Raw genomic sequence first — 25,011 nt, forward strand, 5'->3', positions numbered from 1 at the left:
AGAACCCCGAGCACCGGCGGGACGACCTGACGACCGACGAGACGACGTCGGACACCTCCGCGGAGGCGGGCAGGACGTCCCGGAACCCCTACCGAGCCGTGCTCACGCTGCCCGGCGCGTGGCGGTTCTCCGCCGCGGCGCTCGTGGCGCGCCTGCCGATGTCGATGGTCGGCATCGGCACGATCCTCATGATCCAGGGCATCTACGGGGAGTACGCCCTCGCCGGGCGCGTGGCGGCGGCGCTCATCATCGCGCAGGCGGTCGTGTCGCCGCAGATCGCGCGGCTCGTGGACCGGACCGGGCAGCGCGTCGTCATGCTGCCGATGCTGGCCGCGTCCGCCATCGGTCTCAGCGGGCTCATCCTGTGCGCGGTGCTGCGGGCTCCGGAGTGGACGCTGTACGTGTTCGCGGCGGTCGCGGGGGCGACGCAGGGCTCGTACGGGTCGATGGTCCGCGCCCGGTGGACGCACACCGTGCCCGACGCGCGGCGCCTGCACACCGCCTACTCGCTCGAGTCGGCGCTCGACGAGCTCGTGTTCGTCGTCGGGCCGGTGCTCGCGACGATCCTCGCCACGAGCGTCTCGCCCTCCGCGGGGCTGCTCGTCCCGCTCGTCGCGGCGGTCGTCGGCGGGCTGTGGTTCCTGTCCCAGCGCGCGACGGAACCGCCCGTCGTGGTGCCCGAGCCGGGGGTGAAGCAGCGCTCGGCCATGCGGTCCACCGGCATGATCGTGCTCGCCGTGATCTTCGTGGCGATGGGCATCGTGTTCGGCGCGACCGACGTGTCGACCATCGCGTTCGCCGAGGAGCACGGGCAGAAGGGCGCCGCGGGCATGATCCTCGCGGTGTTCGCGCTGGGCTCGCTCATCTCCGGCCTCGTGTACGGCGCGCGGCACTGGGTGTCACCGCTGTGGCGCCGGTTCGTCATCGGGATCGTCGCGCTCGCCGCGGGCGTCTCGCTGTTCTTCTTCGTCACCTCGCTGCCCGTGCTCGCTGCGGTGATGTTCGTGACCGGCTTCGCCATCGCACCGACGCTCATCAACGGCAACAACCTCGTCCAGAACCTCGTCGCGCCGAACCAGCTCACCGAGGGCCTCGCCTGGGTCGGGACGTCGCTCGGCGTCGGGGTGTCGATCGGGTCGTCCGTCGCCGGGTCGCGCATCGACGCGGCCGGCGCGCACGCCGGGTTCGAGGTCGTCGTCGCGGCGGCGGCGCTCGCCGTCGTGCTCGTGCTCGCTGCCCTCCGGTCGCTGCGCCGCAGCGCCGACCGCGAGGACGTCGCACCGGCGCACTGACCCGCCGAACCCTGGGGCGCTCCCCACGCGGGGTCGTGGCTGAGGAGCGACCCCGGGTTCGACGGCGTGGCCGTCAGGTCGGGTCGGTGCCCGAGAGGTGGGCGCGCTCGCCCTCCTGGTCGAAGATCGTGAGGATCTCGACCGGGCCGTCGTGCGCGCCGAACGAGTGCGGCACCATCGTCGAGAACTCGGCGGCCTGGCCCTCCTGCACGAGGATCCGCCGGTCGGCGAGGTAGACGACGGCCGTCCCCGACAGGACCGTGAACCACTCGTGCCCCGGGTGGACGCGCTGGTGCTCGGGGCCCACGGCGCGCTCGGGCGTCAGGCGCATCTTCGCCACCATCGTCCCCGGGCGGTCGCGAGACAGCAGCCACGTCGTCTCCCCCGGTCGGCGCTGCGGCTCGGGCCGGATGACGACGTCCTCGTCGTCGACCGGCTCGACGAGCTGGTCGAGCGTCGTCCCGAGCGCGCGGGCGATCGGCACGAGCTGGTCGAGCGCGATGCGCCGGTGCCCGGTCTCGATCCGGCTGAGCGTCGACGGGCTGAGGAAGCATCGCGCCGCGAGCGCGTCGAGCGTCCAGCCGCGCGCGAGGCGCAGCCCCCGGATGCGCTGGCGGACGACGGCGTCGAGGTCGACTTCTTGCGTCATGGGCAAGATCCTATGTCTTACGCGCAGAACCGTCCTACCGTGGAGGCATGACCTCCCCCGCACACCACGGCGCGCACCGACACGACCACGACCGGCGCCATGCCGCGGCGCACGGCCACGACGCCGGGCACGGGCATGCCGCGGGGCACGGGCATGCCGCGGGGCACGGGCATACCGCGAGCCACGGGCACGACGCCGACGGGATGGCTGAGCTGCTCGAGCTCGACGCGTCCGTGTTCGGCGGGCTCCTCGACCAGGCCGTCGCGGTCGCGGCCGAGCACGCACCGACGCCGACGCGGGTCGTCGTCGACCTGGGCGCCGGGACCGGCACCGGGACGCGCGCCCTCGCCCGCGCGTTCCCCGACGCGGAGGTCGTCTCCGTGGACGCGGACCCCGCGATGCTCGGACGGCTGCGCGGCGGGCTCGCCGGCACCGGGCTCGAGGCACGCGTGCGCACCGTCGAGGCCGACCTCGACGCCGGGTGGCCCGATGTCGGCGGCACCGCCGACGTCGTCTGGGCGTCCGCGTCGCTGCACCACGTCGCCGACCCGGCCCGGGTCCTGCGCGACGCCCACGACGCGCTCGCGCCCGGGGGTCTGCTCGTCGTCGTCGAGATGACGGCGACGTCGCCCGTCCTGCCCGACGACGCCGCGCACGCCGACCTCACCGCGCACCTCGAGAGCGCCGTGGCGCAGGCCGGCTGGAACCGCTACCCCGACTGGACGCCCTACCTCACCGACGCCGGGCTCGAGGTCGTCGACCGGCGCGAGCCGACCGCCGTCGTGCCGCCGGGACCGGACGCGTCCCGCTGGGCGCACGCGACCGCCGCGCGCCAGCGCGAGCACCTCGCCGACCACCTCGACCCCGCCGACCTCGCCGCGCTCGACGCGGTCCTCACCGCCACGGACGACCCGCCCGAGCACACCGTCGGCGCCCGCGGCGGCCGCATCGTCTGGGCCGCCCGCCGCCCCCGCTGAGTGCGCCCCTTCCCCCTGCTGAGGAGAGACATGGACACCACCACCCCGGACACCGTCCACGACGTCGCGATCGTCGGCGGCGGGCCCGCCGGGCTGAGCGCCGCGGTGACGCTCGCGCGGTCGCTGCGCTCCGTCGTCGTGCTCGACGCCGGAGAGCCGCGCAACGCGCCCGCGGAGGGCGCGCACAACCTGCTCGGGCGCGAGGGCGTCCCCCCGCGCGAGCTGCTCGCCGCAGGGCGCGCCGAGGCCGAGGGCTACGGCGCCGAGGTGCGCGACGCGCGCGTAGTGCACGCCGCCGGCGACGCCGAGTCCGGCTTCACGCTCACGCTCGACGACGGCGCGACCGTCCGCGCGCGCCGCGTCCTGCTCGCGACCGGTCTCGTCGACGAGCTCCCCGACGTCCCCGGCGTGCGGGAGGGCTGGGGGTCGAGCGTGCTGCACTGCCCGTTCTGCCACGGCTGGGAGGTGCGCGGGCAGCGGATCGCGGTCCTCGCGACAGGCCCTGCCGCGGCGCACCAGGTGCTGCTGTTCCGCCAGCTCACGCCGCACGTCACGCTCTTCCAGCACACCGCGCCCGAGCCCGACGACGCCACGTGGGAGCAGCTCTCGGCGCTCGGCGTGCGCGTGGTCGAGGGCGAGGTCGCGCGGCTCGACGTCGACGGCCGTTCGGTGCGGTCGGTCGTCCTCGCGGACGGGACGTCGTTCGCGGTCGACGCGGTCGTCGTCGGGCCGCGGTTCGTCGCGCGCGGCGAGCTGTTCGAACAGCTCGGCGGGGCGCTCGAGGACCACCCGGCCGGCCGGTTCGTGCCCGCCGACCCGCGGGGCATGACGGCCGTCCCCGGCGTGTGGGCGGCCGGCAACTCGAGCGACCTCATGGCCCAGGTCGGCGCGTCGGCCGCGGCCGGCGTCATGGCGGGCGCGGGGATCCACGGCGAGCTCGCGCAGGCCGACGCGGCGCTGGCCGTGGCGCGCCGCCGCACCCCGTTCGCGGCGCACGCCGAGCCCACGGCCTGAGATCCCCACGGTCCACCCGCCGAACCCGGGGTTGTCCCCCAGGATCGTGCCGAACCCGGGAACAACCCCGGGTTCGGCACCTTGGGGTGCGACAAGCCGGGTTCGGCGGCGGGCGGGGCGCGCGGCGACCGTGACGCACGAGACGCCGCCTCATGCTGCGGCGCGCGCGGGCCCGGCGCACGATGGAGGACGAACCCCAGCCCAGCCGTGGAGGTACGTCATGCCGTTCGGAATCGGTCGCTCCCCCGTCGACAAGCGCAACCGGACCGTCGCGGACCTGCTCGTCGCGCAGCTCATCGAGGCGGGGGTGCGGCGGATCTACGGCATCGTCGGCGACAGCCTCAACCCCGTGGTCGACGCGGTGCACCGGTCCAACACGGGCGAGAACGCGGGCAAGGGCATCGAGTGGATCCACGTGCGCCACGAGGAGGCGGCGGCGTTCGCGGCGGCCGCGGAGGCCGAGGTCACGGGCAGCCTCGCGGTCTGCGCGGGGTCGTGCGGGCCGGGCAACCTGCACCTCATCAACGGCCTGTACGACGCCAACCGGTCGCGCGTGCCCGTGCTCGCCATCGCGAGCCACATCCCGAGCAAGCAGATCGGCACCGGGTTCTTCCAGGAGACCCACCCCGACCGCCTGTTCACCGAGTGCTCGGTCTACTCCGAGATGATCTCGAGCGCCGACCAGGCGCCGCGGGTCATCAACTCCGCGATCCACCACGCGTACGGCGCGCGCGGCGTCTCGGTCCTCACGCTCCCCGGCGACGTCGCGGACCTCGACGCCCCGGCCGCCGTGCCCGACGTCGCGTGCCGGCCCGCACCCCCGCGCGTCGTCCCCGACGCGGGCGCCGTCCAGCAGCTCGCCGACGCGATCGGCGCCGCGAAGAAGGTGACGATCTTCGCCGGCGCGGGCGTGCGCGGCGCGCACGACGACGTCATCGCGCTCGCGGACAAGATCGCCGCGCCCGTGGGCCACTCGCTGCGCGGCAAGGAGTTCATCCAGTACGACAACCCGTTCGACGTCGGCATGTCCGGCCTGCTCGGCTACGGCGCCGCGTTCGACGCGATGCACGACTGCGACCTGCTGATCCTGCTCGGCACCGACTTCCCGTACGACCAGTTCCTGCCCGAGTCGGTCCGCACGGCCCAGGTCGACGTCGACCCGACGCACCTCGGCCGCCGCACGCGACTCGACCTCGCCGTCGTGGGCGACGTCGGCGAGACCGTGCGCGCGCTCCTGCCGCTCGTGAAGAAGGCGCGGTCGCGCAAGTTCCTGGACTCGATGGTGTCCAAGCACGAGAAGGCGATGACGGGCGTCGTCGGGGCGTACACCAAGAAGGTCGAGCGCACGACGCCCATCCACCCCGAGTTCGTCGCCGACACGCTCGACCAGGTCGCCTCCGACGACGCCGTGTTCACCGTGGACACGGGCATGTGCAACGTGTGGGCGGCGCGGTACATCACGCCCAACGGGAGGCGCCGCGTCATCGGGTCGTTCATCCACGGGTCCATGGCCAACGCGCTGCCGCACGCGATCGGCGTCGCGGCCTCGCAACCGGACCGCCAGGTCGTCGCGATGGCCGGCGACGGCGGGCTCTCGATGCTCCTCGGCGAGCTGGTCACCCTCAAGCACTACGACCTGCCGGTCAAGGTCGTCCTGTTCGACAACGCGAGCCTCGGCATGGTGCGCCTCGAGATGCTCGTCGACGGGCTGCCGATGTTCGGCACCGAGTCGCCGCACGTCGACTACGCCGCGGTCGCGAACGCGATCGGCATCCCGGCAGTGCGCGTCGAGAAGCCGAAGGACCTGCGGCGCGCCCTCCAGGAGGCGCTCAACCGGCCGGGTCCCGCGCTCGTCGACGTCGTCACGGACCCGCGCGCGCTCTCGATCCCCCCGAACATCACCGCGGGCCAGGTGCGTGGGTTCGCGGTCGCGATGAGCAAGGAGATCCTCGGCGGCGGCATGGGCGAGGTCGTGTCGATGGCGCGCGCGAACCTGCGCAACGTGCCGCGCCCGTAGCGCGGCGCGTCTCGGCGACGGAAGGGTCGGACGGCCCTCGTCCCGCCCGACGCGCGCGGCTAGGCTCGCGCGGTGCTCACCAAGACGTCGGTCTCCCACGACCAGCTCGCCGCGATCGTGGCCCCGCTCGGCGAGGCCGTGCGGGCCGAGGCCCTGAGCGGCGGGATGTTCGCCAGCGTGTTCGCGGTGGACCTGGCCCCGCGCCCCGACGGGTGTGGGCCCGACGGCGTCCCGGCGCGCGTCGTCGTCAAGGTCACCGGGGCGGACACGTCGCGCCTGCTGCGCTACGAGCACGGGATCCTCACCACGGAGGACGCCGCCTACCGGGCCGCGCACGCGGCCGGGCTCCCCGTCCCGCGCGTGCTGCACGCCGACCTCACGCGCGCGCACGTGGACGGCGACGCGCTCGTCGTCACGTTCCTCGACGGCGCCCTGTGGAGCGGTCGCGAGCTCGACGCCGCGGCGACGGCCGTCGTGCGCCGGGGCCTCGGGTCGTTCATGGCCTGCCTGCACGGGATCACGGGCGACCGGTTCGGGTACCCCGCCCGCGCGTCGGACCTCGCCGCGGCGACCTGGCCCGACGCGTTCGCGCGCATGGTCGGGGCCGTGCTCGACGACGCGCGCCGCTGGGGCGTGGAGCTCCCCGAGGCCCGCGTGTACGACGCCGTCGCGCGCCACCGCGACCTGCTCGCCCGGGTGACGGTCCCCCGGCTCGTGCACGCGGACCTCTGGCCCGGGAACGTGCTGCTCGGGCGCGCCGACGACGGTCCGGGGAGCGCCGACGACGCCGACGACCTCGCGATCGTCGGTGTGCTCGACGCGGAGCGGTCGCTGTGGGGCGACCCGCTCTTCGAGCTCGCGGGCGCGGACCAGCTCGGCGCCGGGGCCGTCGACCCCGACCTCCTCGCGGGCTACGCCGCGGCCGGCAGAGCTCCCGGCCTGGAGCCTGGCCCGGAGCTGGGCCTGGGCGACGGCACGCCCGGGTCGGGCGACCCGGGCGCCTGGACGCGGCTGAGCCTGTACCGGGCGTATCTCGCGTGCCTGCTCGTGGTCGAGGTCGTGCCCCGCGCCTACGAGGGCGACTGGGTCGAGGGCTACGCCGCGACCGCGCGGGCGAACCTCGGCCGGATGCTCGACGCGCTGGGGGCCTGAGCCGCGCGCCGTCGTGCTCGCCGCCCGCCCGGGGACGACGGCGAGCACGACGGACCCCGTCACGGCGTCGCGAGCGCCTCCGTCGGGGCGAGCCGGGCGGCGCGGACGGCCGGGTAGAGGCCCGCCGCGGCGCCGATCGCGACCGTCGCGCCCACGCCCCCGAGCGCGACGACGAGCGGCACCGCGACGGGCCAGCCCTGCGAGCCCGCATAGCCGGCGGTGATGGCGTAGCCGATCGCGACGCCCGCCGCTCCGCCGAGCGCCGAGAGCACGAGCGACTCGACGAGGAACTGGCCCCGGACCTGCCCCCGCGTGGCGCCCAGGGCGCGCCGCAGCCCGATCTCCGCCCGGCGCTCCAGCACCGAGATCACCATCGTGTTCGCGACGCCGATCCCGCCGACCAGCAGCGCGACGGCCCCGAGCCCGAGCAGCAGGCCCGTGAACGTGCGGTCCGTCGCCTCCTGGGCGGCGAGCGCGTCCGACGGGCGCGAGACGTCCACCTCGTTCGGCGCCGCCGGGTTGGCGGTCTGCCCGAGCACGGCGCGCACCTGCTCGACGGCGGCCTCGTGGGTCCGGGTGTAGATGCGCGTCGGCCGCCCGTCCCAGTCGAGGTACGTGGCGGCCGCGTCGCGCCCGACGAGGACGGCGAGGTCCATCTCGGGAGCGAGCGGCACCGGGTCGAGGATCCCGACGACCGTGAACCACCGGTCGCCGACCCACACCGCGACGTCAGGTCGCGGCTCGGTGATGCCCAGCCGCTCCGCGGTCTTGTGGCCCAGGACGACGGCCGGGAACCGTCCCGTGGCCTCCGTCAGCCAGGCGCCGTCGCGCACCCGGCCCCCGACGGTGTCGAGGAGGTCGAGGTCGGCCGCGTACACGCCGATGCCCCCGGACTCGCCCTCGGGCACGAGGTCGCTCCGGTACGCGTGGGCGTCGAGCCGCCCCACCGACGTCGCGGAGAGCACCGGCCCGATGCGGCGCACCATGTCGACCGACTCCTCGGGCAGCGTGGCGTCCTCGCCGAACAAGGTCTGACCGGGGGCGACGGTGAGCAGGTTCGTGCCCAGCGCCTCCAGGGTCCGGTCCAGCTCGGCGCGCGACGACGTGGAGATGCCGACGACCGCGACCATCGCGGCGATCCCGATCGCGATGCCCAGCGCCGACAGCACCGCGCGCAGGGGCCGTGTGCGCAGGCCCGTGGCACCGACGCGCAGCAGGTCCGCGGGCCGCAGCCGCGCCGGCCTCAGCACGCCTCCTCCGCGCCCGCAGTGGCCGCGGCGAGCGGCACGGGACCGCCGGGTCCGGCGTCGTCCACCACGCCGCCGTCGCGCATCACCACCTGCCGGGGCAGCGACGCGGCGAGCTCCCGGTCGTGCGTGATGACGAGGACCGTCGTGCCCTCGCGGTGCAGGCCGCGCAGCACGTCCATGACGCCCCGCCCCGACGCCGTGTCGAGCGCACCGGTCGGCTCGTCCGCGAGCAGCAGCGGAGGCTCCCCGACGACCGCCCGCGCGATGGCGACGCGCTGCTTCTCCCCGCCCGACAGCTCGTGGGGGCGGTGGTCGAGCCGGTGCGCGAGGCCGACCCGCTCCAGCGCCTCGCCCGCGCGACGGCGGCGCTCGCGCCGCCCGACCCCGCGGTACAGGAGCCCGTCGGCGACGTTGTCGAGCGCCGGGACGCCCGCCGCGAGGTGGAACTGCTGGAACACGAAGCCGATCCGGCTCGCGCGCAGCGCCGACAGCTCGCGGTCCGTGAGGTCGGCGACGAGGAAGCCGTCGACCAGCACGCGGCCGGACGTCGGGCGGTCGAGCGTGCCGATGACGTTGAGCATCGTCGACTTGCCCGACCCCGACGGACCGACGATGGCCGCGAGCTCGCCGCGCGCGACGTCGAGGTGGACGTCGTGGAGCGCGGTGACCCCGCCGGGATAGGTCCGGGACACGTCGTGGAGCGTGACGACGGGCGAGTCGTCCGTCATGACGGCACCACGACGGTGTCGCCCTCGGCCAGCTCGCCCGTGACCTCGACGCGGCCGTCCGCGAACATGCCCGTCCCGACCGCGACGACCCGTCCCGGTCCCGACGCGCCCTCGTCCACGACCTCGACGCCGTACCCGCCCTCGGCGAGCGCGAGGAGGGCGGCCACCGGGACGGTCAGCACGTCGGCGCGCTCCGCCGACACGAGCTCGACCTTCACCGGCCCGTCCTCGGCGGCGTCGGCGCCGTCGGCGAGCACCACGGTGACCGGGACCGTCGTCGTCTCGGCGCCGGGGACGCCGTTCGGGTCGTCGCTGGTCTCCGGCGGCCCGACGGCGGTGACCGTGCCGTCCACCGTCGTCCCGTCGGGCAGACGCACCGACACCGCGGCCCCCTCGACCGCGAGCCGCCGCCGGTCGAGGTCCAGGTCCACCACGACGGACCGCTCCGTCCCGGTCGTGGCCACGAGCTCCGGCCCGGCGGGCGCGCCGAGCGGCACCTCGTGCTCCGCGACCCGGAGCGGGCCGGGCTGGACGAGGACCAGGTCCGGGCCGACACGACCCGTCCGCTCGACCCCCAGGTCCTTCTGCCACTGCCGCACCGCTGCGCTCGTCTGGTCCGTGAAGCGGTCGTCCTCCGTGAACCCGCCGTAGCCGAGGGCGGTGAGGTTCGCCTCGAGCTGGCGCACGTCCTCCCCGCGCGCCCCCGGGCCGAGGTCGCGGTACATCGGCAGGACGCCCACGAGCAGGACGACGGGCCGCTCGTCGACGCGGAAGAGCGGCTCGCCCCGCCCGACGACGCTGCCCACGTCGGGGAGCCACGTGACCGTCCCGCTGCCCTGGGTACCGTGCACCGCGCTCTCCCCGTAGCCGAGCGTGCCCTTCTCGCTCGTCCGCTCGACGAGGGTCTCGCGCGTGACGGTCGCGGTCTCGCGCGCGGCCGTCGCGCCGGGGTCGTCCGGCTCGGTGCCTCGGCCCGGCCCCCAGAGCGCGAACGCCGACGCCGCGAGCAGCGCCACGGCGGTCGCGCTCCCGGCCACGACGGTGCGCCGCGCCCGCCCGCCCGGCCGCCTCACTCGTCGGCCCCGAACGTCGGCGCCGCCTCGTCGCACGCCTCGATCGCGGCCTGGAACTCCTCGTCGCCCGCGGGCATCGCCGGCATCGCGACGGCGCCGCCGTCGGGGTCGGGGTCGGGCATGTCGACGCCGTGCTCGCGCATGCACCGCGCGTACGCGCGCATCGCCTCGAGGTCCTCGGGGCTCATCTCCACCGGCTCGCCGCCGTTCGGCAGGAACTCCTTGCACGCCTCGAACGCGGCATCGATGTCGGCGGGGTCGGTGCCGTCGCCGCCGAGCGTGACGGCCATCCCGCCGCCCTCGGTGTCCGGGTCGGGCATGTCGACGCCGTTGTCCCGCATGCACGCGGCGAACTCGAGCGCGAGCTCGTCGTCGTCGAGGTCCGCCGCCGCGTCGTCACCGCCACCCGGGGCGCCGGTCGTCTCCGCGTCCTGGGCGGCGCCCGGGCCGTCGACGCTCGCGACGCCGGGACCGTCGTCGGCGGTGCCGCAGGCCGCCAGGGCGAGCAGTGGGACGAGAGCGAGGAGGGCGCGTGCCGCTCCGGCCGGTCGTCGGGTGCGTGCAGTCATGGGTGGCTCCTGTCCTGGAGGTGTCTCGGGAACGCGTCCCAGGACATCCGGACCGCCGTGAGGCAGCCGTGAGCGCGGGACCTCACAGAGACCTCACAGGGGTGCGGCCCACCATCGTCGCCATGCGGGTACTGGTGGTGGAGGACGAGGAGCTCATCGCGGACGCCGTCGCGACGGGCCTGCGCCGCGAGGCGATCGCCGTCGACGTCGCGCTCGACGGGCGGGCCGCGATGGACCGCGTGGGCGTGCACGACTACGACGTCGTCGTGCTCGACCGCGACCTGCCCGGCGTCCACGGCGACGACGTCTGCCGGGCGATCGTGACCTCGGGCCTCGACGCGCGGGTCCTCATGCTCACCGCGGCCGCCGACGTCCGCGACCGCGTCGACGGGCTCGACCTGGGCGCGGACGACTACCTCGCGAAGCCCTTCGCGTTCGTCGAGCTGCTCGCACGGGTCCGCGCGCTCGGGCGGCGTGCGCGCCCCGCCGTGCCTCCCGTCCTGGAGCGGGCCGGGCTGCGGCTCGACCCGTCACGACGCGAGGTCTTCCGGGACGGGCGGTACGTGCCGCTCGCCCGCAAGGAGTTCGGCGTGCTGGAGGAGCTGCTCCGCGCCGACGGCGGGGTCGTGTCCGCCGAGCAGCTCCTGGAGAAGGTGTGGGACGAGAACATCGACCCGTTCACCGGCGTCGTGCGGTTCACGATGATGCAGCTGCGCAAGAAGCTGGGCGACCCCGGGCTCGTCGAGACCGTGACCGGCGTCGGGTACCGGGTCCCGTGAGGGCGCGCCTCACGCTCCGCGCCCGGCTCACCCTCGTCTACGGCGGCGCGTTCGCGCTCGCCGGGGCCGTCCTGGTGACGGTCATGTACGTCCTGGTCGCCGCCGCGATCGACCGCCAGCCGCTCGACACGGTCGGCATCGCCGCGTACGAGGTCAACTACGGGACGACGGCGCCGCTCGCCGCGGCCGTGCCGCTGGACGGCGTCCCGGCGTCGGTCGCCACCGCCGCACCGACCGCGACGATCCTCGACTCGCCGATCGACTCGTGGGCCGCCGTGAAGACGACCGACGCCGAGACGCTCCAGGACGTCCGCGACCTCGTCCTCACCCAGAACCGCGAGGCCCGGGAAGAGACCCTCGGCTCGGTGCTCCTGTGGTCGGTCGTCGCGCTCGCGGTGCTCGGCGTGCTCGCGGTGGGCTTCGGGTGGGTCATGGCCACGCGGGTCCTGTCGCCCCTGCACCGGGTGACCGCCACGGCCCGCCGCGTCGCCGAGAACAACCTGCACGAGCGCATCGCGCTCGACGGCCCCCCGGACGAGATGAAGGACCTCGCGGACACCTTCGACGCGATGCTCGAACGGCTGGACCGCTCGTTCGACGGGCAGCGGCGCTTCGTCGCGAACGCGTCGCACGAGCTCCGCACGCCCCTGACCATCAACCGGACCGTGCTCGAGGTCGCGCTGCAGGACCCCGACGTCCCGCCCCCGACGCGCCACCTGGGGAACACGCTGCTCGCCGTGAACGCGCGGCACGAGCGGCTCATCGAGGGACTGCTCACGCTCGCCGCCGCGGACCAGGCGCCGGGCGAGCGCTCGCCCGTCGACCTCGCCGAGGTCGTGGACCAGGTCCGGCGCGCCTCGGCCGCGACGGCGCGGGACGCGGGCGTCGAGCTGCGGGTCGTCCCGGACGGCGGCGTCGGGTCCGGCGCCCGGACCGTGCCCGACGACGGCGGCGCCACGACGTCCGGCGACCCGGTCCTGCTCGAGCGCCTGGTGCAGAACCTGGTCGACAACGCCGTCCGCTACAACGATCCCGGCGGGTTCGTCGAGGTGTCCGCGCGCCACGTCGACGGGGCGGTCGAGGTGCGGGTCGAGAACTCCGGGCCGGTGGTCCCGTCCTCCGCGGTCGAGTCGCTGTTCGAGCCCTTCCGGCGGCTCGGCCGCGACGGCGCCGCGGCGGACCGCAGCGCGGGCTTCGTCCGGGGAGGCGTCGGGCTCGGGCTCTCCATCGTCCGGTCGGTCGCGTCCGCGCACGACGGCACCGTGCGCGCCGTGCCGCGCGACGGGGGCGGGCTCGTGGTGCGCGCCCGGTTCGCCGCGGCCTGACGCGCGCCGCACCGGGCGCCGGAGGACGGGGAGTGCTCCCCATGTGACGAAGGCCCGGATCGCCCCACGGCATGGTCGGGTCACGGTAAGGTGTGCGTACGTTCACGACAACTCCACACGCCACGTCGGGAACGACAAGTCCACACGACACACCGCACGCACGGCCGCCCGCCGCAGCAAGGGGACCTCGCATGATCGCGTTCATCGTCATCGGCATCGCCGGACTCGCCCTCCTGCTCCTCTCGCTGCTCGTCGGCGAGATCGTCGACCTCGGTGACGGTGCCGTGTCCGGCACGACGCTCGGCGTCGGTGGCGTGGTCTTCGGCGCCGTCGGCGTGATCGTGGCGTCCAACGACCTGCCGACGTGGCTCGCGTACGTGGGGTCGCTCGTCGTGGCGCTGGTCGTCATGGTGCTCGTCCAGGCCCTGGTCAAGCACCTGCGGGAGTCGGAGGACGGAGTCCCCACCTCCCTCGTCGGCGTGCAGGGCACCGCGACGACCGCGATCGACCCCGCGCGCGGGGAGGTCTCGCTGGACGCCGCGCACGAGCTCGAGCGCCGCCTCGCCTGGGCGGACGAGCCCATCCCGGAGGGCGCGCGCGTCGTCGTGCTCGAGCAGTCCGGGAGCCGGGTGCGCGTCCAGCGCCACTACCCCAACGACTGACCGCGCGGCCGACCCCGACCGGCGACGCCACCGTCGCCGACGGGTGCCGCGCACCGCACCACCGGCCGGACCGGCCGGGCTCGACCCTGACCGGCCCGTCCCGCACCGCCGCACGCCCTGACCTGCACGCACCCACGGAAGGAGACGCGCCCCGGCGCGGACCATGTTCGACGACACGAACCTCATCACGACCCTGGCGATCGTCGCCCTGGTCATCGCGTTCTTCGCGGTGGTCATCTTCATCAGCAAGCGCATCCGCCGCGTCCCGCCGAACGAGGCCCTGGTCATCGTCGGCCGCGGCGCGGGCCGCAAGGAGGCCGGGGGCAGCGGGCAGAAGGTCGTCGTCGGCGGCCGCACGTTCGTCTGGCCGATCCTCCAGCAGGGCTTCTCCATCTCGCTCGAGCAGCGCCAGATCGGCATCACGGTCGAGGGCGTGGACAAGAACCGCATCAAGATCGCCATCAAGGCGTCGATCAACTTCAAGGTCCGCGGCGACGAGGAGGGCGTGCGCCGCGCGGCCCAGCGCTTCCTCTCCCAGCAGGGCACGCTGACGGAGATCATCAAGGAGTCCCTCGAGGGCTCGCTGCGCTCCATCGTGGGCGACATGACGATCGAGCAGATCATCTCCGACCGCAAGGGCCTGTCCGACCGCGTCGTCGAGTCCACCAAGGCCGACCTCTCGGAGCAGGGCCTCCAGGTCGACCTGCTCAACATCTCCGACATCTCGACGCCCGGGTCCGACTACCTGTCCAACCTCGGCCGCGCCGAGTCGGCCCGCGCCCGCCAGGTCGCCGAGGTCTCCGAGGCCGAGGCGCAGCGCGCGTCGGAGTTCGCGGTCATCGACGCCGCGGAGCAGATCGCCGAGCGCCAGAAGGCGCTCGACCTCAAGCGCGCCGCGATCAAGGCGGACACCGACCGCGCGAACGCCGAGGCCGAGGCCGCGGGCCAGCTCGCGCGCGCCGAGCAGGACCGCCTCGTCGCGCAGCAGGAGCGCGAGGCGCTCGCCGAGCAGGCGCGCGTGACGCAGGAGCGCCTCGACATCGAGATCCGCAAGCCCGCCGAGGCCAAGGCGTACGCCGAGGTCCAGGAGGCGAACGCGCGTCGTGACGCCGCGAACGCCGCGACCGAGGCCGACGCCTACAAGCGCACCGTCATCGCCGAGGCGAACAAGACGGCCGCCATCCAGGACGCCGAGGCGTCCGCGCAGGCCGTGCGCCGCGCCGGTGAGGCCGAGCGCGACCGCCAGGTCGCCCTCGCCGCCGGTATCAAGGCCGAGGGTGAGGCCCGCGCCGCCGCGATCGAGGCCGAGGGTCGCGCCGAGGCCGTGGCGACCGACGCCAAGGCCGACGCGCTCCAGAAGTACGGCGAGGCGGCCCTGGTGCAGGAGCTCATCGAGCGCCTGCCGGAGATCGTGCGGGCCGCGGCCGAGCCGATCGGCAACATCCAGGGCATGACCGTCGTCTCGACCGACGGCGCGTCCGCGATCACCAAGAACGTCGCGTCGGTGCTGGGCGAGGGCCAGGAGGTCGTCAAGCAGCTGACGGGCGTCGACATCAACCAGCTCATCGCGAACCTCGCGGGCGGCACGCTCACGGGCAGCGGCGACAAGTCGTCGAACGGCTCGCACGTCTGACCCTCCCGCCGAGCATGTGCCTGTGGCCCGTCCGGACGTCCGGACGGGCCACAGGCGCAGGGTGGACCGGCACGGACCGCATGCTCGGCGGTTCCGCCGCCAGGGCGGGTCAGCCCGTCCAGCCCAGACGCCCGATCGCGTTCAGCGCGAGCAGGACACCGAGGATCCCCAGCACCCAGCCGGTCATGTCGGTCGCGTTCCTCGTCAGCCACGCGTCGAGCCGGCGCAGCAGCGGGTCGACCGCGCGCGCCGCGACGAGCCGCCCGAGGAGCAGCAGGAGCGCGGGCGCGATCATCACGACGCAGTAGGCCGCGAGGATGCCGCCCGTCGCGGGCCAGCCGACGTCCGACGTCGTGAGCAGCCCGATCGCGGCGAGGTACGGCAGCATCGTCCCGACCTCCAGGGCGACGGCGCCGAGCGCGAGCCCCATGAGCGGCAGCACGGAGGGACGGGTCCGCACCGCACCGGCACCGGCCGCGTCCGCCTCGATCCCCAGCGCACGCTCGCGCCAGCGAGAAAGCCGCCCCGGACGCGGGCCCGACGTCGTCCCCGTCGGCGCGCCGGGAGCGTCGCTCGTGGCCTCTCCCGGGCCGGACGCCCGGGCGCCGACCGTCGCCGGTGCGGAGGCCGCCGCGCGCGCGTCCCGCCGGGCCGTGCGCTTGCTGTCGAACCGGAAGGACAGCGCGAACAGGCCGATCCCGAGGAGGAGCTGCACGATCGCGGCGGCCCGCGTGTCCAGGGCGTCACCGAACCGGTCGAGGAACGCTCCCGCGCCCAGCAGCACGACGATCCCGACGGCCAGGTAGAACGCCGCGACCGTGCCGAGGTAGACGAGCACGCGCCCGGCACGCAGGCGGCCCGGGGCGAGCAGCAACCAGACCGGGATGAGGAGCGTGCCGAAGCTCGTGGAGTCGATGAGCGCCAGCACGACGAGCACGCCCGCCATCGCGGCGAGGCCGAGACCCGGCCCGCCGACGGCGTCGAGGTCGAGAGGGATGTCCATGCCGTCGAGCCTCGCCTCCGGGGCGCGTCCCGTCGTCGGGCGAACGACCGACCCCGGACCCTCGGCGAGCCGCCCGCGCGGCGGTGACGGCGCCGTCGTACACCGTTCGACCGATCCGGGGAACGGCACCCTGTGCTGGGATGGTTCCGTGAGCACGGAGGACGGCGGCACGGACGAGGTACGCCCCGTCACGCCCGGGCGCCCCAGCCCTTGGCGGGCGGCGGTCCGGTCGCTCCCCCAGGTCTGGCGCATCGAGGACCGCCGGAACGACCTGTTCTCCGCCGTCACGACGTTCGTCCTCGGGTGGGTCCTCCTCGAGGTGGGCCTCGTCGGGCTCGTGCGGGCGCCGTTCGTCGTCGAGCCGGCGGAGCCGTGGTGGCGCGTCGCGCTGCTCGGGGTGGGCTGCCTCCTCATCCTGGTCAAGCGCGCGCACCCGATCCTCGCGCTCCTCGGCGGAGTGGCCGTCATGATCGTCGACCTGCAGTGGGGCGGCAGCCTCGCGGTCACGCTCGTCCTGTGGGACCTGCTCTACGCCGCGGCCCTGTGGTCCGGGCCGCGGGCGCGCGCGTGGCTCTGGGGTGTCGCGGTGACGGTCGCGGTCGGCGGGTCGGTCGCGGCGGGCGAGGCGGCCCGCGACGTGCGCGAGTTCGTCTACATGGGACTCCAGCTCGGGGCCGTCCTCCTCGTGCCGATGTGGTGGGCGACCAACGTGCGCACCAAGAGCGAGCTCGCCGAGCTCGCGGGCGAGCGCGCCGACCTCGCGGCGCGCGAGGCCGAGGCCGCGGCCCGCACGGCGGACCTGGAGCGGCAGCGGGCGAGCGACGTCGAGCACATCGCCGAGCTCGACCGGCACGAGGCCGTCCGGGCCGAGCGCGCCGCGATGGCGCGCGACCTGCACGACGTCATCGCGTCGCACCTGTCCACCATCGCGATCCACTCCGGCGCCGCGCTCGCGCTCCCGCCCGACGCCGCGAAGGACCGGGCCGCGCTCCAGCAGGTGCGTGCGAGCGCCGTCGCGTCCCTCGACGAGATGCGGTCCATGATCCTGCTGCTCCGCTCGGAAGGCCGCCGCGACGACGGCGCGGGCACCGCCCTCGACGCCGTCGCCGCGCCCGGACGGCTCGCGGGGCTCGACGCGCTCCTCGCCGCCGCGCGCGCGACCACGACCGTCGTGCTCGACGACCCCGACGGCGTCGCGACCGGCGCGCTGCCCGCGGCCGCGGACCAGGCGCTGTTCCGGATCGTGCAGGAGGCCGTGACGAACGCGGTCAAGCACGCACCGGGGTCGCCCGTGAGGGTGCGGCTCTCCCAGGACGGGGCCACCGTGGCGCTCGAGGTGCGCGACGACGGCGCCCCGGGAGCCGCGCCGCCGGTCGACGGCCCGCTCAGCGCGGGCACCGGTCTGCTGACCATGCGGGAGCGCGCCGACGGCCTCGGCGGGACCTTCGCGGCCGGGCCGACGGCGGCCGGCGGGTGGGTCGTACGCGCGTCCGTCCCGGTCGCGGCCCGTCCGAGCGAGAGGGAGAGCGCGTGACACGCCGCCCGGTCCGGGTGCTGCTGGCCGACGACCACGCCGCGATCCGCGCGGGCCTGCGCCTCCTGCTCGACGCCGCGGACGACGTCGAGGTCGTCGGCGAGGCGTCGGACGGCACGGCCGCGATCACCAACGCCCGGGCGCTGCGGCCCGACGTCGTGCTCATGGACCTGCGCATGCCCGGGGTGGACGGCATCGAGGCCACGCGCGTCATCACGGGCGAACGGCTCGCCGACGTCCTCGTGCTCACGACGTTCGACCTCGACGAGTACGTCGACGGCGCGCTCCGCGCCGGCGCCGCGGGGTTCCTCCTCAAGACCGCGGAGCCTGCCGCTCTGATCGACGCGGTCCGCCGCGTCGCCGACGGCGACGGCGTCCTCGCGCCCGAGGTCACCCGCCGCCTCCTCGCCGCGTTCGCCCGCGGCCCGGTGCCCGACGGCGCCCCGCGCCCGGGCTCGTCCGCCCACCCGGGCGAGCCGAGCCCCTCGGCCGCTGGGCCGACGTCGGGCACGGCCGGTGGCCCCCCGGCACCCGCCGCCGGGCCGAACGCCGACGCGAGCGGCCCGGCACAGGACCCACGGCTCGCCGACCTCACGCCCCGCGAGGTCGACGTGCTCGCGGCGCTCGGTCGCGGCCTCTCCAACCAGGGCATCGCGACGGACCTCTACATCACCGAGGCCACGGCCAAGACGCACGTCTCGCGCGTCCTCGCCAAGCTCGGCGTCGCGACCCGCATGCAGGCGGCCATCGTCGCCCGCGACACCGGCCTCGCCTGACGGCCGACCCCGCGGCACGACCCCGGCCCGCAGCGACGACCCTGCCCCGGAATCGCCGCGCCCACGAGGGAGAACCTCGGTCGCGCGACGGAGAACCCAGGTCGGCCGGGCGGAGTCAGCGCGGGAGGTGGCGGGTCGTGCGGTCGAGGTAGGCGTCGGCGTCGAAGTCGTCCATGAGCGCGCTCTGGATGATGAAACCCTGGCACGCGGCGACGAACAGCGGTGCCTGCTCGGCGCCGAGCTCGGCCGCGCGTGCGGGGTCGAGGCCGTGGGTGCGCTCGTGCCAGGCGGCGACGTAGTCGGCGAAGACCGAGCGCAGCCGGGCGAGGACGGCCGAGGCGAACTCGAGGATGCGGGGGTCGGTCACGGCCTCGCCCCAGACCTGGAGCAGGATCGCGGTGCTGCCGATCTCGCGCACCACCCCGTGCATGAGGACGGCGACCAGGTCGGACGGCGGAGGGAGCGGGTCGCGCTCGGCGAGCCGCTCGACGTCGGCGATGCGGCCGCCGACGATCCGGCCCGCGACGTCGTGCACGATCGCCATCTTGGAGTCGTAGTAGCCGTAGATCGCCCCGGCGGAGAGCCCGGACTCGGCGATGATCTCCGCCATCGAGGTGGCGGCGAAGCCCTTGCGGCGGAACACGCGCAGGGCGGCGGCGGCGATGTCGTCGCGCCGCTGCGCTCGGTACTCGTCACTGACCCGGGGCATCCGACCACCCTAAACCGAACGATCGTTCTTGACAGGAGGCGACGGGCAGGTTGACTCTATAGAGAACGAACATTCGTTTTATGAGAGGTCTCCCCATGAGCTCCGCCGCCCCGCACACGCACTGGCCGCGCGTCGTGACGACCGCCGTCGGGCTCGTCGCCGTCGTCGCGGTCGTCGTCCTCGCGTTCCTCTGGCCGTCCGTCACCGCCGAGCCGAAGGACCTGCCCGTCGCGGCCGCGGGCGACCCCGCCGTCGTCGCCCAGGTGCAGGCCGGGCTGGACCAGAACGCCGAGGGCGCGATCGAGCTCGTCGCCGTCGCCGACCGCGACGCGGCCGTCGACCTCGTCGAGTCCCGCGACGCGTACGGCGCGCTCGTCCTCGGCCAGCAGCCCGAGGTGCTTACGGCGTCGGCGGCGAGCCCCGCCGTCGCGCAGCTCCTCGCCGGGCTCCAGCCCGCGCTCCAGGCGCAGGTCGACGCCGCCGCGGCGGCGCAGGGTGCGCCCGCCGAGGCGGTCCCGACCGTGGCGGTGACCGACGTCGTCCCGCTCTCGGTCGACGACCCGCGCGGCTCCACCCTCGCCGCGGCGTCGTTCCCGCTCGTGCTCGGCGGGATGGTCGGCGGCATCGCGATCTCGCTCGCAGTCGTCGGCGTGTGGCGTCGCGTCGCCGCGCTGGGGGTCTACTCGGTGGTCGGCGGGCTCGCGATCGCGGGGATCCTGCACGGGCTCGGTGGCCTGCACGGCGCGTACCTCGCCGACTCGCTCGCGGTCGGGCTGACGCTGCTCGGCATCGGCGGGACGATCGTCGGCGCCGTCGCGGTGCTCGGGCGTCCCGGGATCGCCGTCGGCCCCGTCCTGTTCCTCCTCGTCGCGAACCCGCTCTCCGCGTCCGCGATGCCGGTCGAGTTCCTGCTCAGCCCCTGGGGCGCCGTCGGGCAGTGGTTCCCGCCGGGCGCGTCCGCGACGCTGCTGCGCGACCTCTCGTACTTCCCCGGCGCGGACACGACGTTCCCCTGGCTCGTGCTCCTCGGCTGGGCCGTGCTCGGGCTGCTGCTCTCGCTCGTCGGCCACTTCCGCGACCGGGGCGCGGCCACCGTCGCCGCCCTGCGCGAGGCGGACGACGTCGTACCCGCGGCCGAGCCCGTCGGCGCCCTGCGCTGACGGGGCACGCGCCGGCCGGCACGTCTTCGCCGAGCGCCGCGGGTCAGGCCGGGACGAGGTCCGGGCTCTGCACGACGCGCGCCGCGTGCCGGGCGCCCGCCGTCATCGCCTCCTCGACGCCCGCCCCGCGCAGGTGTGCGTCGAGGAAGCCCGCGAAGAAGCCGTCACCCGCGCCGTTCGTGTCGACGACGTGCGGCACGTGCTGCGCGGGCGCCTCGACGAAGCCGCCGTCGGGCGTGAGCGCGACGGCGCCGCGCGACCCGTGCGTGCACACCACGAGCCGCGCGCCCGCGTCGACCCGCGCAGACATGAAGCCGCGCCAGTCCTCCAGCCGGTCCCCGCTGAGGAACACGTGCGTCCCCGCCTCGACCCACGGCCGGTGGAACGCGGACTCGCCGTCGTAGTCGTGGAGGTCGACCCAGACGTCGCGCCCACGGGAGACCGCGAGGTCGAGCACGGGCAGCGCGGGGACCGCGAGGTCGACGACGACGGCCCGCGCCGCGTCGAGCGCCGCGACGGCGACGTCCCACGACGGGCCCTGGGCCGGGACCTCGCCGGGGGCGCGCAGGTAGACCGAGACGCGCCCGCCGTCGTCGTCCATGAGGTTGAGGTGGCTCTCGGTGCGCCCGTCGGGCGAGGGCTCCGCGAGCACCTCGACGCCCGCGCCCTCGAGCACGGACCGGACGCGCGCGCCGTCATCGTCCGCCCCGAGGACGGTGCGCAGCAGCACGGACCGGCCGAGCCGCGCGAGGTTGAGCGCCTTGCCCGCCGACGTCCCGCCCACGGTGGCGCGGTGCGACCGGGCGAAGACCGTGTGCGGGGTGGGCGCGGGCAGCTCGTCGAGCTGGACGACGAGGTTCCACGACGCCGGCCCGGCGACGAGGACCTCGGTCCGGGCGGGGTCGGGCAGCGCGGTGGACGGGTGCGTGGCGGCGGTCACGTCGCGCACCCTATCCCCCGGTCAGTCCGTGACCGTGATCCCGAGGCTGTGCGCGAACGTCGCGGCGAGGCGCGCGAGCTGGGTCGAGTCGATCGTCGAGCCCCGCAGCGACTCGATGCCGCTGAGCTCGTCGATCTCCGCGCCCCGCAGGTCGACGTGCGCCAGCGTGGAGGCCTGCACGTCGAGCCGGCGCACGCGTGTGCCCTCGAACGCCACGCGCAGCGCGTCCGCCGCGACGAGGTCGAGCTCGTCGATCGTGCAGTCGGTGAACATCACGTCCCGCAGGGTCGCGCCGCGCAGGTTGACGAACCCGAGCTTGCAGCCGACGAACCGGACCCCCGCCCACGACGACTCGTAGAGCTCGGCCGAGCCGAGGCGCGCACCGTGCACCTCGACCTCGCGCCACCGACCGCGCGTCCCGCGCAGCACGGGCACGTCGAGGCGGTCGAGCACCACCTCCGTGAGCGTCACCGCCCCGAGGTCCGCCTCGTCGGCGCGCACCTGGTCGAGCCGCGTGGAGAACACGCTCGCGCCGTGCAGGTCGAGCCGGTCGAGGCGGAGGTCGACGAGCTCGAACCCCTCGAGGTCGGCCTCCGCCTCGAGGTCGTAGGCGTCGCCGCGCTGGAGGTCGTCCAGCACGACGCGGTCGATCACGGGCGGCTCGGTCGTCGGCTTCTTGGAAGGCACGCCCCGAGCCTAGGGCGACCCACCGACGCGCTGCTCGTGAGCGCTTCGGCCGAGCCCGCACCGCTCAGGGCTCGGGGTGGAGGGCGTCGTAGCGCCAGAACTTCCGTTGCGACCGCACGACGACCCACAGCACGACGATGCACGCCACGCCCCCGGCGACGGCGGCCCAGGCCTCGCCGACCCACGTCGCCTGGGCGCCGAGCACGAGCTCGCCGAGCCGCGGCCCGCCCGCGACGACGACGACGAACACGCCCTGGAGCCGGCCGCGCATGTCGTCGGGCGTCGCGGTCTGCAGGATCGTCTGCCGGAAGACGGAGCTCACGGCGTCGGACGCGCCCGCGAGCGCCAGCGCGACGCTCGCCGCGACGACCCCGCCCACGAGGACGGTCGTGGGGCTGGTCGCCCCGACCCCCACCAGGACGAGGCCGAACAGCACGATCGAGAGCCCGTAGCCCGTGATGGCCCACACGATGACGCGACCCTGCCAGCGCACGCGCGACAGCCCGCCGGAGAACACGCCCGCGAGCACCGCCCCGACGGCGAACGCCGCGGCGAGCACGCCCGTCGTCGCCTCGCCCCCGCCGAGGAACACGACGCCTGCGGCGGGCAGGAGCACGCGGGGCGACGCGAGCACCATCGCCGCGAGGTCGGCGAGGAAGGTGGTGCGGACGTTGGGCTGCGTCGCGAGGTACCGCAGGCCGTCGACGACGGACCGCCACCCCGCGCCCCGGCGCCGCCGCCCCGCCTGCGCGGGCTGCGGGGCGTCGTCGCCGGTGAGGGGCGGGATGTCCGGGAGCCGCCACACGGCCCACAGCGCGGCGGTGAAGAGCACTGCGTCGATCGTGTACGCGACCTGGTAGCCCCACAGCGCGACGAGGAACGCGCCGCCCAGCGGGCCGACGGTGAGCGCGACGTTCCACGCGATCGTCTGGAGCGCGTTCGCGGCGGGCAGGAGCCGTGGCTCGACGAGGCGCGGGATGATCGCCGACCGCGCCGGGTTGTTGATGGCGAAGGCCGCCGACTGCGCGGCGACGAGACCGTAGAGCACGCCCACCGAGTTCAGGTGCAGCCACGCCTGGACCGCGATGAGCGCCGTGATGACCCACAGGGCGGTCGACGCCGCGAGGGCGACCTTGCGGCGGTCGTACGCGTCGACGAGCGCGCCGCCGTAGAGGCCCAGCACGACGAGGGGCACCAGGGCGCAGATGCCGAGCACCCCGACCGCGAGCGACGAGCCCGTGAGCGCGTAGACCTGGAGGCCGACGGCGACGACCGTGAGCTGTGAGCCGAGGTTGGAGATGCCGAGGCCCCACCACAGCCGGCGGAACGGCGGCGAGATACGCAACGGCGTCGTGTCGGCGAGGAGACCGTTGACGCGAGCCACGATCGCCGAGCCTACGTCAGCGGGCGCTCAGGCCGTCCCTGCGGCTTCGGGAGCCCCGTCCGCCGCGTCGACGGCACCGTCCCGCGCGTCCTCCTCGCCCCAGGCGTCGGCGTGCCGGTGCGGGTGGCCGGGTGGTGGCTCGTAGCCCGGGTGCGGACCGGGCGTGAGGTAGGTGCGCGCGAAGAACAGCGACGCGGCGAGGTCCTCGCGACGCTCGGCCGCGGTCCGGGCGCGGCGCGTCGAGATCTCGACGACCACGTCGCCGGACCAGCCGCGCCGCACGAGCTCCGCGAGGACCCGGTCGCACGGCTGGTCGCCGCGGCCGGGGACGAGGTGCTCGTCCGTGATCGACGACGACCCGTCGGCCAGGTGGACGTGCGCGAGACGGCCGTCGAACACGTCGAGCAGCGCGAGCGCGTCCTGCTGCGCGACGGCGGCGTGCGACAGGTCGAGCGTCACGTGCTCGTAGCCGTGCTCGGACGGGTCCCAGCCCGGGAGGTACGCCTGCATCTCGCGCTTGCGGCTGCGCCAGGGGTACATGTTCTCGACCGCGATGGTCACGCCCTCGGTCTCGTCGAGCTCGCCGACGAGGTCCTCGAACTCGCGCGCGTACCGGTACTGCCAGCGGAACGGCGGGTGCACGACGACGGTGCTCGCCCCGACCTCCTGCGCGAGCTCGACGGTGCGCCGGAGCTTGGGGCCGGGCGAGCGCCCCCACACGCGCTGGCTCACCAGGAGCGTCGGCGCGTGGATGCTGCGGATCGGGACGTCGTGCTCGGCGGCGAGCCGCCGGAGCGTCGCGGCGTCCTGGGTCGTCTCGTCGGACCACACCATGACCTCGACGCCGTCGTACCCGAGGTCGGCCGCCGCCTCGAAGGCGTACGGGGCCTTGCGCGGGTAGACGCTGGCCGTCGAGAGCGTGACGTGGATGCGCTGCGCCTCCCCGGGGACCGGGGACGCCTCGGGGGACGCCGCGCTCGGCGTCGTCGCGTCGGACATGCCGGTCACCCTAGACCCGTCGGCTGTGCCCCACACCCAGCGGGGTCGCGCCGACGGGCCGTCAGCCGATCCGGACCTCGTCGGAGCACGCGTCGACGACGTGGCGGGAGTGGGTGGCGACGAGCACGGCAGCACCGTCGTCAGCCAGGCCGCGCAGGGACTCGAGCACCATCTCGGCGTTGTCCCGGTCCAGCGCACCGGTCGGCTCGTCCGCGAGGACGACCGTCGGCGCCTTGACGAGCAGCCGCGCGAGCGCGACCCGCTGCTGCTCGCCGCCGGAGAGCTGGAAGACGGGGATCTCTTCCATGCCGTCGAGCCCGACGCGCTTGAGCGCCTCGTCGATCCCGAGCCCCGGGCCGCCCCGGTGACCGGGGGCACGGGCGATCTGGAGATTGGCACGCACCGAGGCGTTCTCCACGAGCGCGTAGTTCTGGAACAGGTAGCCGAGCGTGTCGCGACGGAACCGGCGCGCCCCCGAGGGGCGGAGCCGAGTGATGTCGCGACCGTCGACGGTGATCGAACCGGCAGTCAGCGTCTCGAGCAGACCGACGCAGTTGAGCAGGGTCGACTTCCCCGAGCCCGACGGCCCGGTCAGGGCGGTCATCTGACCCGGCTCGACCACGAAGGAGCGGTCCTCGAACAGCACGCGGCTGCCGAACGACTTGGCGACGCCCTCGACGACGACGGACGACATGGCAG

Annotated in this window: 24 protein-coding genes; 12 read left to right on the plus strand and 12 right to left on the minus strand. The window is 75.2% G+C overall.

The window, feature by feature from the left end; all coding sequences use genetic code 11:
- Positions 1-26 precede the first annotated feature (26 nt).
- The gene (locus tag NF338_RS04460) at positions 27-1,292 is read left to right on the plus strand and encodes an MFS transporter (RefSeq protein WP_264029801.1); all 1,266 of its coding nucleotides are present in this window, start codon (positions 27-29) and stop codon (positions 1,290-1,292) included.
- 73 nt (positions 1,293-1,365) lie between these two features.
- On the opposite strand, the gene NF338_RS04465 is transcribed toward NF338_RS04460, so the two are convergent.
- Positions 1,366-1,941: a helix-turn-helix domain-containing protein gene (locus NF338_RS04465; RefSeq protein WP_264029672.1), complete on the minus strand. Its 576-nt coding sequence runs from the start codon at positions 1,939-1,941 to the stop codon at positions 1,366-1,368.
- 47 nt (positions 1,942-1,988) lie between these two features.
- Here NF338_RS04465 and NF338_RS04470 point away from each other — a divergent pair, with 47 nt between their 5' ends.
- The 4 genes from NF338_RS04470 (at position 1,989) to NF338_RS04485 (ending at position 7,101) form a co-directional block, all read left to right on the plus strand.
- The gene (locus tag NF338_RS04470) at positions 1,989-2,918 is read left to right on the plus strand and encodes a class I SAM-dependent methyltransferase (protein WP_264029673.1); all 930 of its coding nucleotides are present in this window, start codon (positions 1,989-1,991) and stop codon (positions 2,916-2,918) included.
- Between the two features lie 30 nt (positions 2,919-2,948).
- Positions 2,949-3,932, plus strand: a complete 984-nt coding sequence (locus tag NF338_RS04475) for an NAD(P)/FAD-dependent oxidoreductase (protein ID WP_264029674.1) — start codon at positions 2,949-2,951, stop codon at positions 3,930-3,932.
- 220 nt (positions 3,933-4,152) lie between these two features.
- Positions 4,153-5,949 carry a pyruvate dehydrogenase gene (locus tag NF338_RS04480; protein WP_264029675.1) on the plus strand — a complete coding sequence of 599 codons (1,797 nt, stop codon included), beginning with the start codon at positions 4,153-4,155 and terminating at the stop codon, positions 5,947-5,949.
- A gap of 72 nt (positions 5,950-6,021) precedes the next feature.
- The gene (locus tag NF338_RS04485; RefSeq protein ID WP_264029676.1) at positions 6,022-7,101 is read left to right on the plus strand and encodes a phosphotransferase family protein; all 1,080 of its coding nucleotides are present in this window, start codon (positions 6,022-6,024) and stop codon (positions 7,099-7,101) included.
- A gap of 59 nt (positions 7,102-7,160) precedes the next feature.
- On the opposite strand, the gene NF338_RS04490 is transcribed toward NF338_RS04485, so the two are convergent.
- From NF338_RS04490 to NF338_RS04505, 4 genes are read right to left on the minus strand one after another with little or no spacing between them, the layout of a single operon-like run.
- The gene (locus tag NF338_RS04490; protein WP_264029677.1) at positions 7,161-8,351 is read right to left on the minus strand and encodes an ABC transporter permease; all 1,191 of its coding nucleotides are present in this window, start codon (positions 8,349-8,351) and stop codon (positions 7,161-7,163) included.
- Positions 8,345-9,079 carry an ABC transporter ATP-binding protein gene (locus NF338_RS04495; protein ID WP_264029678.1) on the minus strand — a complete coding sequence of 245 codons (735 nt, stop codon included), beginning with the start codon at positions 9,077-9,079 and terminating at the stop codon, positions 8,345-8,347. Before NF338_RS04495 ends, NF338_RS04490 begins: the two co-directional genes overlap by 7 nt.
- Complete coding sequence (locus NF338_RS04500) at positions 9,076-10,116, minus strand: peptidoglycan-binding protein (RefSeq protein ID WP_264029679.1); 1,041 nt, start codon at positions 10,114-10,116, stop codon at positions 9,076-9,078. The genes NF338_RS04495 and NF338_RS04500 overlap by 4 nt, the downstream gene beginning before the upstream one ends.
- A gap of 32 nt (positions 10,117-10,148) precedes the next feature.
- Positions 10,149-10,721: a hypothetical protein gene (locus NF338_RS04505; protein WP_264029680.1), complete on the minus strand. Its 573-nt coding sequence runs from the start codon at positions 10,719-10,721 to the stop codon at positions 10,149-10,151.
- Between the two features lie 122 nt (positions 10,722-10,843).
- Here NF338_RS04505 and NF338_RS04510 point away from each other — a divergent pair, with 122 nt between their 5' ends.
- From NF338_RS04510 to NF338_RS04525, 4 genes are all read left to right on the plus strand, one after another.
- Positions 10,844-11,500, plus strand: coding sequence for a response regulator transcription factor (locus NF338_RS04510; RefSeq protein ID WP_264029681.1), 657 nt, complete (start codon positions 10,844-10,846; stop codon positions 11,498-11,500).
- The gene (locus NF338_RS04515; protein ID WP_264029682.1) at positions 11,497-12,825 is read left to right on the plus strand and encodes an ATP-binding protein; all 1,329 of its coding nucleotides are present in this window, start codon (positions 11,497-11,499) and stop codon (positions 12,823-12,825) included. The genes NF338_RS04510 and NF338_RS04515 overlap by 4 nt, the downstream gene beginning before the upstream one ends.
- A 191-nt stretch (positions 12,826-13,016) precedes the next feature.
- The gene (locus tag NF338_RS04520) at positions 13,017-13,487 is read left to right on the plus strand and encodes an NfeD family protein (protein ID WP_087470823.1); all 471 of its coding nucleotides are present in this window, start codon (positions 13,017-13,019) and stop codon (positions 13,485-13,487) included.
- Between the two features lie 163 nt (positions 13,488-13,650).
- On the plus strand, positions 13,651-15,120 hold the full coding sequence (locus tag NF338_RS04525) for a flotillin family protein (protein WP_264029683.1): 1,470 nt from the start codon (positions 13,651-13,653) through the stop codon (positions 15,118-15,120).
- Between the two features lie 109 nt (positions 15,121-15,229).
- On the opposite strand, the gene NF338_RS04530 is transcribed toward NF338_RS04525, so the two are convergent.
- Positions 15,230-16,123 carry a GAP family protein gene (locus tag NF338_RS04530; RefSeq protein WP_264029684.1) on the minus strand — a complete coding sequence of 298 codons (894 nt, stop codon included), beginning with the start codon at positions 16,121-16,123 and terminating at the stop codon, positions 15,230-15,232.
- A 148-nt stretch (positions 16,124-16,271) separates the two neighbouring features.
- Between NF338_RS04530 and NF338_RS04535 the strand changes: the two genes are divergently transcribed.
- Entirely contained in the window at positions 16,272-17,657 is a 1,386-nt protein-coding gene (locus NF338_RS04535; RefSeq protein ID WP_264029685.1) for a sensor histidine kinase, read from the plus strand.
- Positions 17,654-18,433 carry a response regulator gene (locus NF338_RS04540; RefSeq protein WP_264029686.1) on the plus strand — a complete coding sequence of 260 codons (780 nt, stop codon included), beginning with the start codon at positions 17,654-17,656 and terminating at the stop codon, positions 18,431-18,433. The genes NF338_RS04535 and NF338_RS04540 overlap by 4 nt, the downstream gene beginning before the upstream one ends.
- Positions 18,434-18,548: 115 nt before the next feature.
- Here NF338_RS04540 and NF338_RS04545 read toward each other — a convergent pair whose 3' ends face one another.
- A complete protein-coding gene (locus NF338_RS04545; RefSeq protein WP_264029687.1) occupies positions 18,549-19,142 on the minus strand; it encodes a TetR/AcrR family transcriptional regulator in 594 nt (197 codons plus the stop codon).
- 95 nt (positions 19,143-19,237) lie between these two features.
- On the opposite strand from NF338_RS04545, the gene NF338_RS04550 reads away from it, so the two are divergent.
- Positions 19,238-20,302 carry an ABC transporter permease gene (locus NF338_RS04550; protein ID WP_264029688.1) on the plus strand — a complete coding sequence of 355 codons (1,065 nt, stop codon included), beginning with the start codon at positions 19,238-19,240 and terminating at the stop codon, positions 20,300-20,302.
- A 43-nt stretch (positions 20,303-20,345) separates the two neighbouring features.
- Here the strand turns inward: NF338_RS04550 and NF338_RS04555 are convergent, their stop codons facing one another.
- From NF338_RS04555 to NF338_RS04575, 5 genes are all read right to left on the minus strand, one after another.
- The gene (locus tag NF338_RS04555) at positions 20,346-21,242 is read right to left on the minus strand and encodes a carbohydrate kinase family protein (protein ID WP_264029689.1); all 897 of its coding nucleotides are present in this window, start codon (positions 21,240-21,242) and stop codon (positions 20,346-20,348) included.
- A gap of 21 nt (positions 21,243-21,263) precedes the next feature.
- Positions 21,264-21,929, minus strand: a complete 666-nt coding sequence (locus NF338_RS04560; RefSeq protein ID WP_264029690.1) for a pentapeptide repeat-containing protein — start codon at positions 21,927-21,929, stop codon at positions 21,264-21,266.
- A gap of 64 nt (positions 21,930-21,993) precedes the next feature.
- Positions 21,994-23,313, minus strand: coding sequence for an MFS transporter (locus NF338_RS04565; RefSeq protein ID WP_264029691.1), 1,320 nt, complete (start codon positions 23,311-23,313; stop codon positions 21,994-21,996).
- A gap of 27 nt (positions 23,314-23,340) precedes the next feature.
- A complete protein-coding gene (locus tag NF338_RS04570) occupies positions 23,341-24,312 on the minus strand; it encodes a sugar phosphate isomerase/epimerase family protein (RefSeq protein WP_264029692.1) in 972 nt (323 codons plus the stop codon).
- Positions 24,313-24,373: 61 nt separating this feature from the next.
- Complete coding sequence (locus NF338_RS04575; RefSeq protein WP_087470811.1) at positions 24,374-25,006, minus strand: ABC transporter ATP-binding protein; 633 nt, start codon at positions 25,004-25,006, stop codon at positions 24,374-24,376.
- Between the last annotated feature and the right edge of the window lie 5 nt (positions 25,007-25,011).

Origin of the sequence: Cellulosimicrobium sp. SH8, assembly GCF_025818875.1 — a bacterium.
GTDB classification, from domain to species: Bacteria; Actinomycetota; Actinomycetes; order Actinomycetales; family Cellulomonadaceae; genus Cellulosimicrobium; species Cellulosimicrobium cellulans_D.

What these genes read in the sequence shown, in the direction of transcription:
- NF338_RS04475 (WP_264029674.1), top strand. Translation starts at nt 2,949, where the DNA reads ATGGACACCACCACCCCGGACACCGTCCACGACGTCGCGATCGTCGGC.
- NF338_RS04530 (WP_264029684.1), bottom strand. Translation starts at nt 16,123, where the DNA reads ATGGACATCCCTCTCGACCTCGACGCCGTCGGCGGGCCGGGTCTCGGC.
- NF338_RS04545 (WP_264029687.1), bottom strand. Translation starts at nt 19,142, where the DNA reads ATGCCCCGGGTCAGTGACGAGTACCGAGCGCAGCGGCGCGACGACATC.
- NF338_RS04525 (WP_264029683.1), top strand. Translation starts at nt 13,651, where the DNA reads ATGTTCGACGACACGAACCTCATCACGACCCTGGCGATCGTCGCCCTG.
- NF338_RS04480 (WP_264029675.1), top strand. Translation starts at nt 4,153, where the DNA reads ATGCCGTTCGGAATCGGTCGCTCCCCCGTCGACAAGCGCAACCGGACC.
- NF338_RS04550 (WP_264029688.1), top strand. Translation starts at nt 19,238, where the DNA reads ATGAGCTCCGCCGCCCCGCACACGCACTGGCCGCGCGTCGTGACGACC.
- NF338_RS04470 (WP_264029673.1), top strand. Translation starts at nt 1,989, where the DNA reads ATGACCTCCCCCGCACACCACGGCGCGCACCGACACGACCACGACCGG.
- NF338_RS04570 (WP_264029692.1), bottom strand. Translation starts at nt 24,312, where the DNA reads ATGTCCGACGCGACGACGCCGAGCGCGGCGTCCCCCGAGGCGTCCCCG.
- NF338_RS04465 (WP_264029672.1), bottom strand. Translation starts at nt 1,941, where the DNA reads ATGACGCAAGAAGTCGACCTCGACGCCGTCGTCCGCCAGCGCATCCGG.
- NF338_RS04510 (WP_264029681.1), top strand. Translation starts at nt 10,844, where the DNA reads ATGCGGGTACTGGTGGTGGAGGACGAGGAGCTCATCGCGGACGCCGTC.
- NF338_RS04575 (WP_087470811.1), bottom strand. Translation starts at nt 25,006, where the DNA reads ATGTCGTCCGTCGTCGTCGAGGGCGTCGCCAAGTCGTTCGGCAGCCGC.
- NF338_RS04520 (WP_087470823.1), top strand. Translation starts at nt 13,017, where the DNA reads ATGATCGCGTTCATCGTCATCGGCATCGCCGGACTCGCCCTCCTGCTC.
- NF338_RS04495 (WP_264029678.1), bottom strand. Translation starts at nt 9,079, where the DNA reads ATGACGGACGACTCGCCCGTCGTCACGCTCCACGACGTGTCCCGGACC.
- NF338_RS04505 (WP_264029680.1), bottom strand. Translation starts at nt 10,721, where the DNA reads ATGACTGCACGCACCCGACGACCGGCCGGAGCGGCACGCGCCCTCCTC.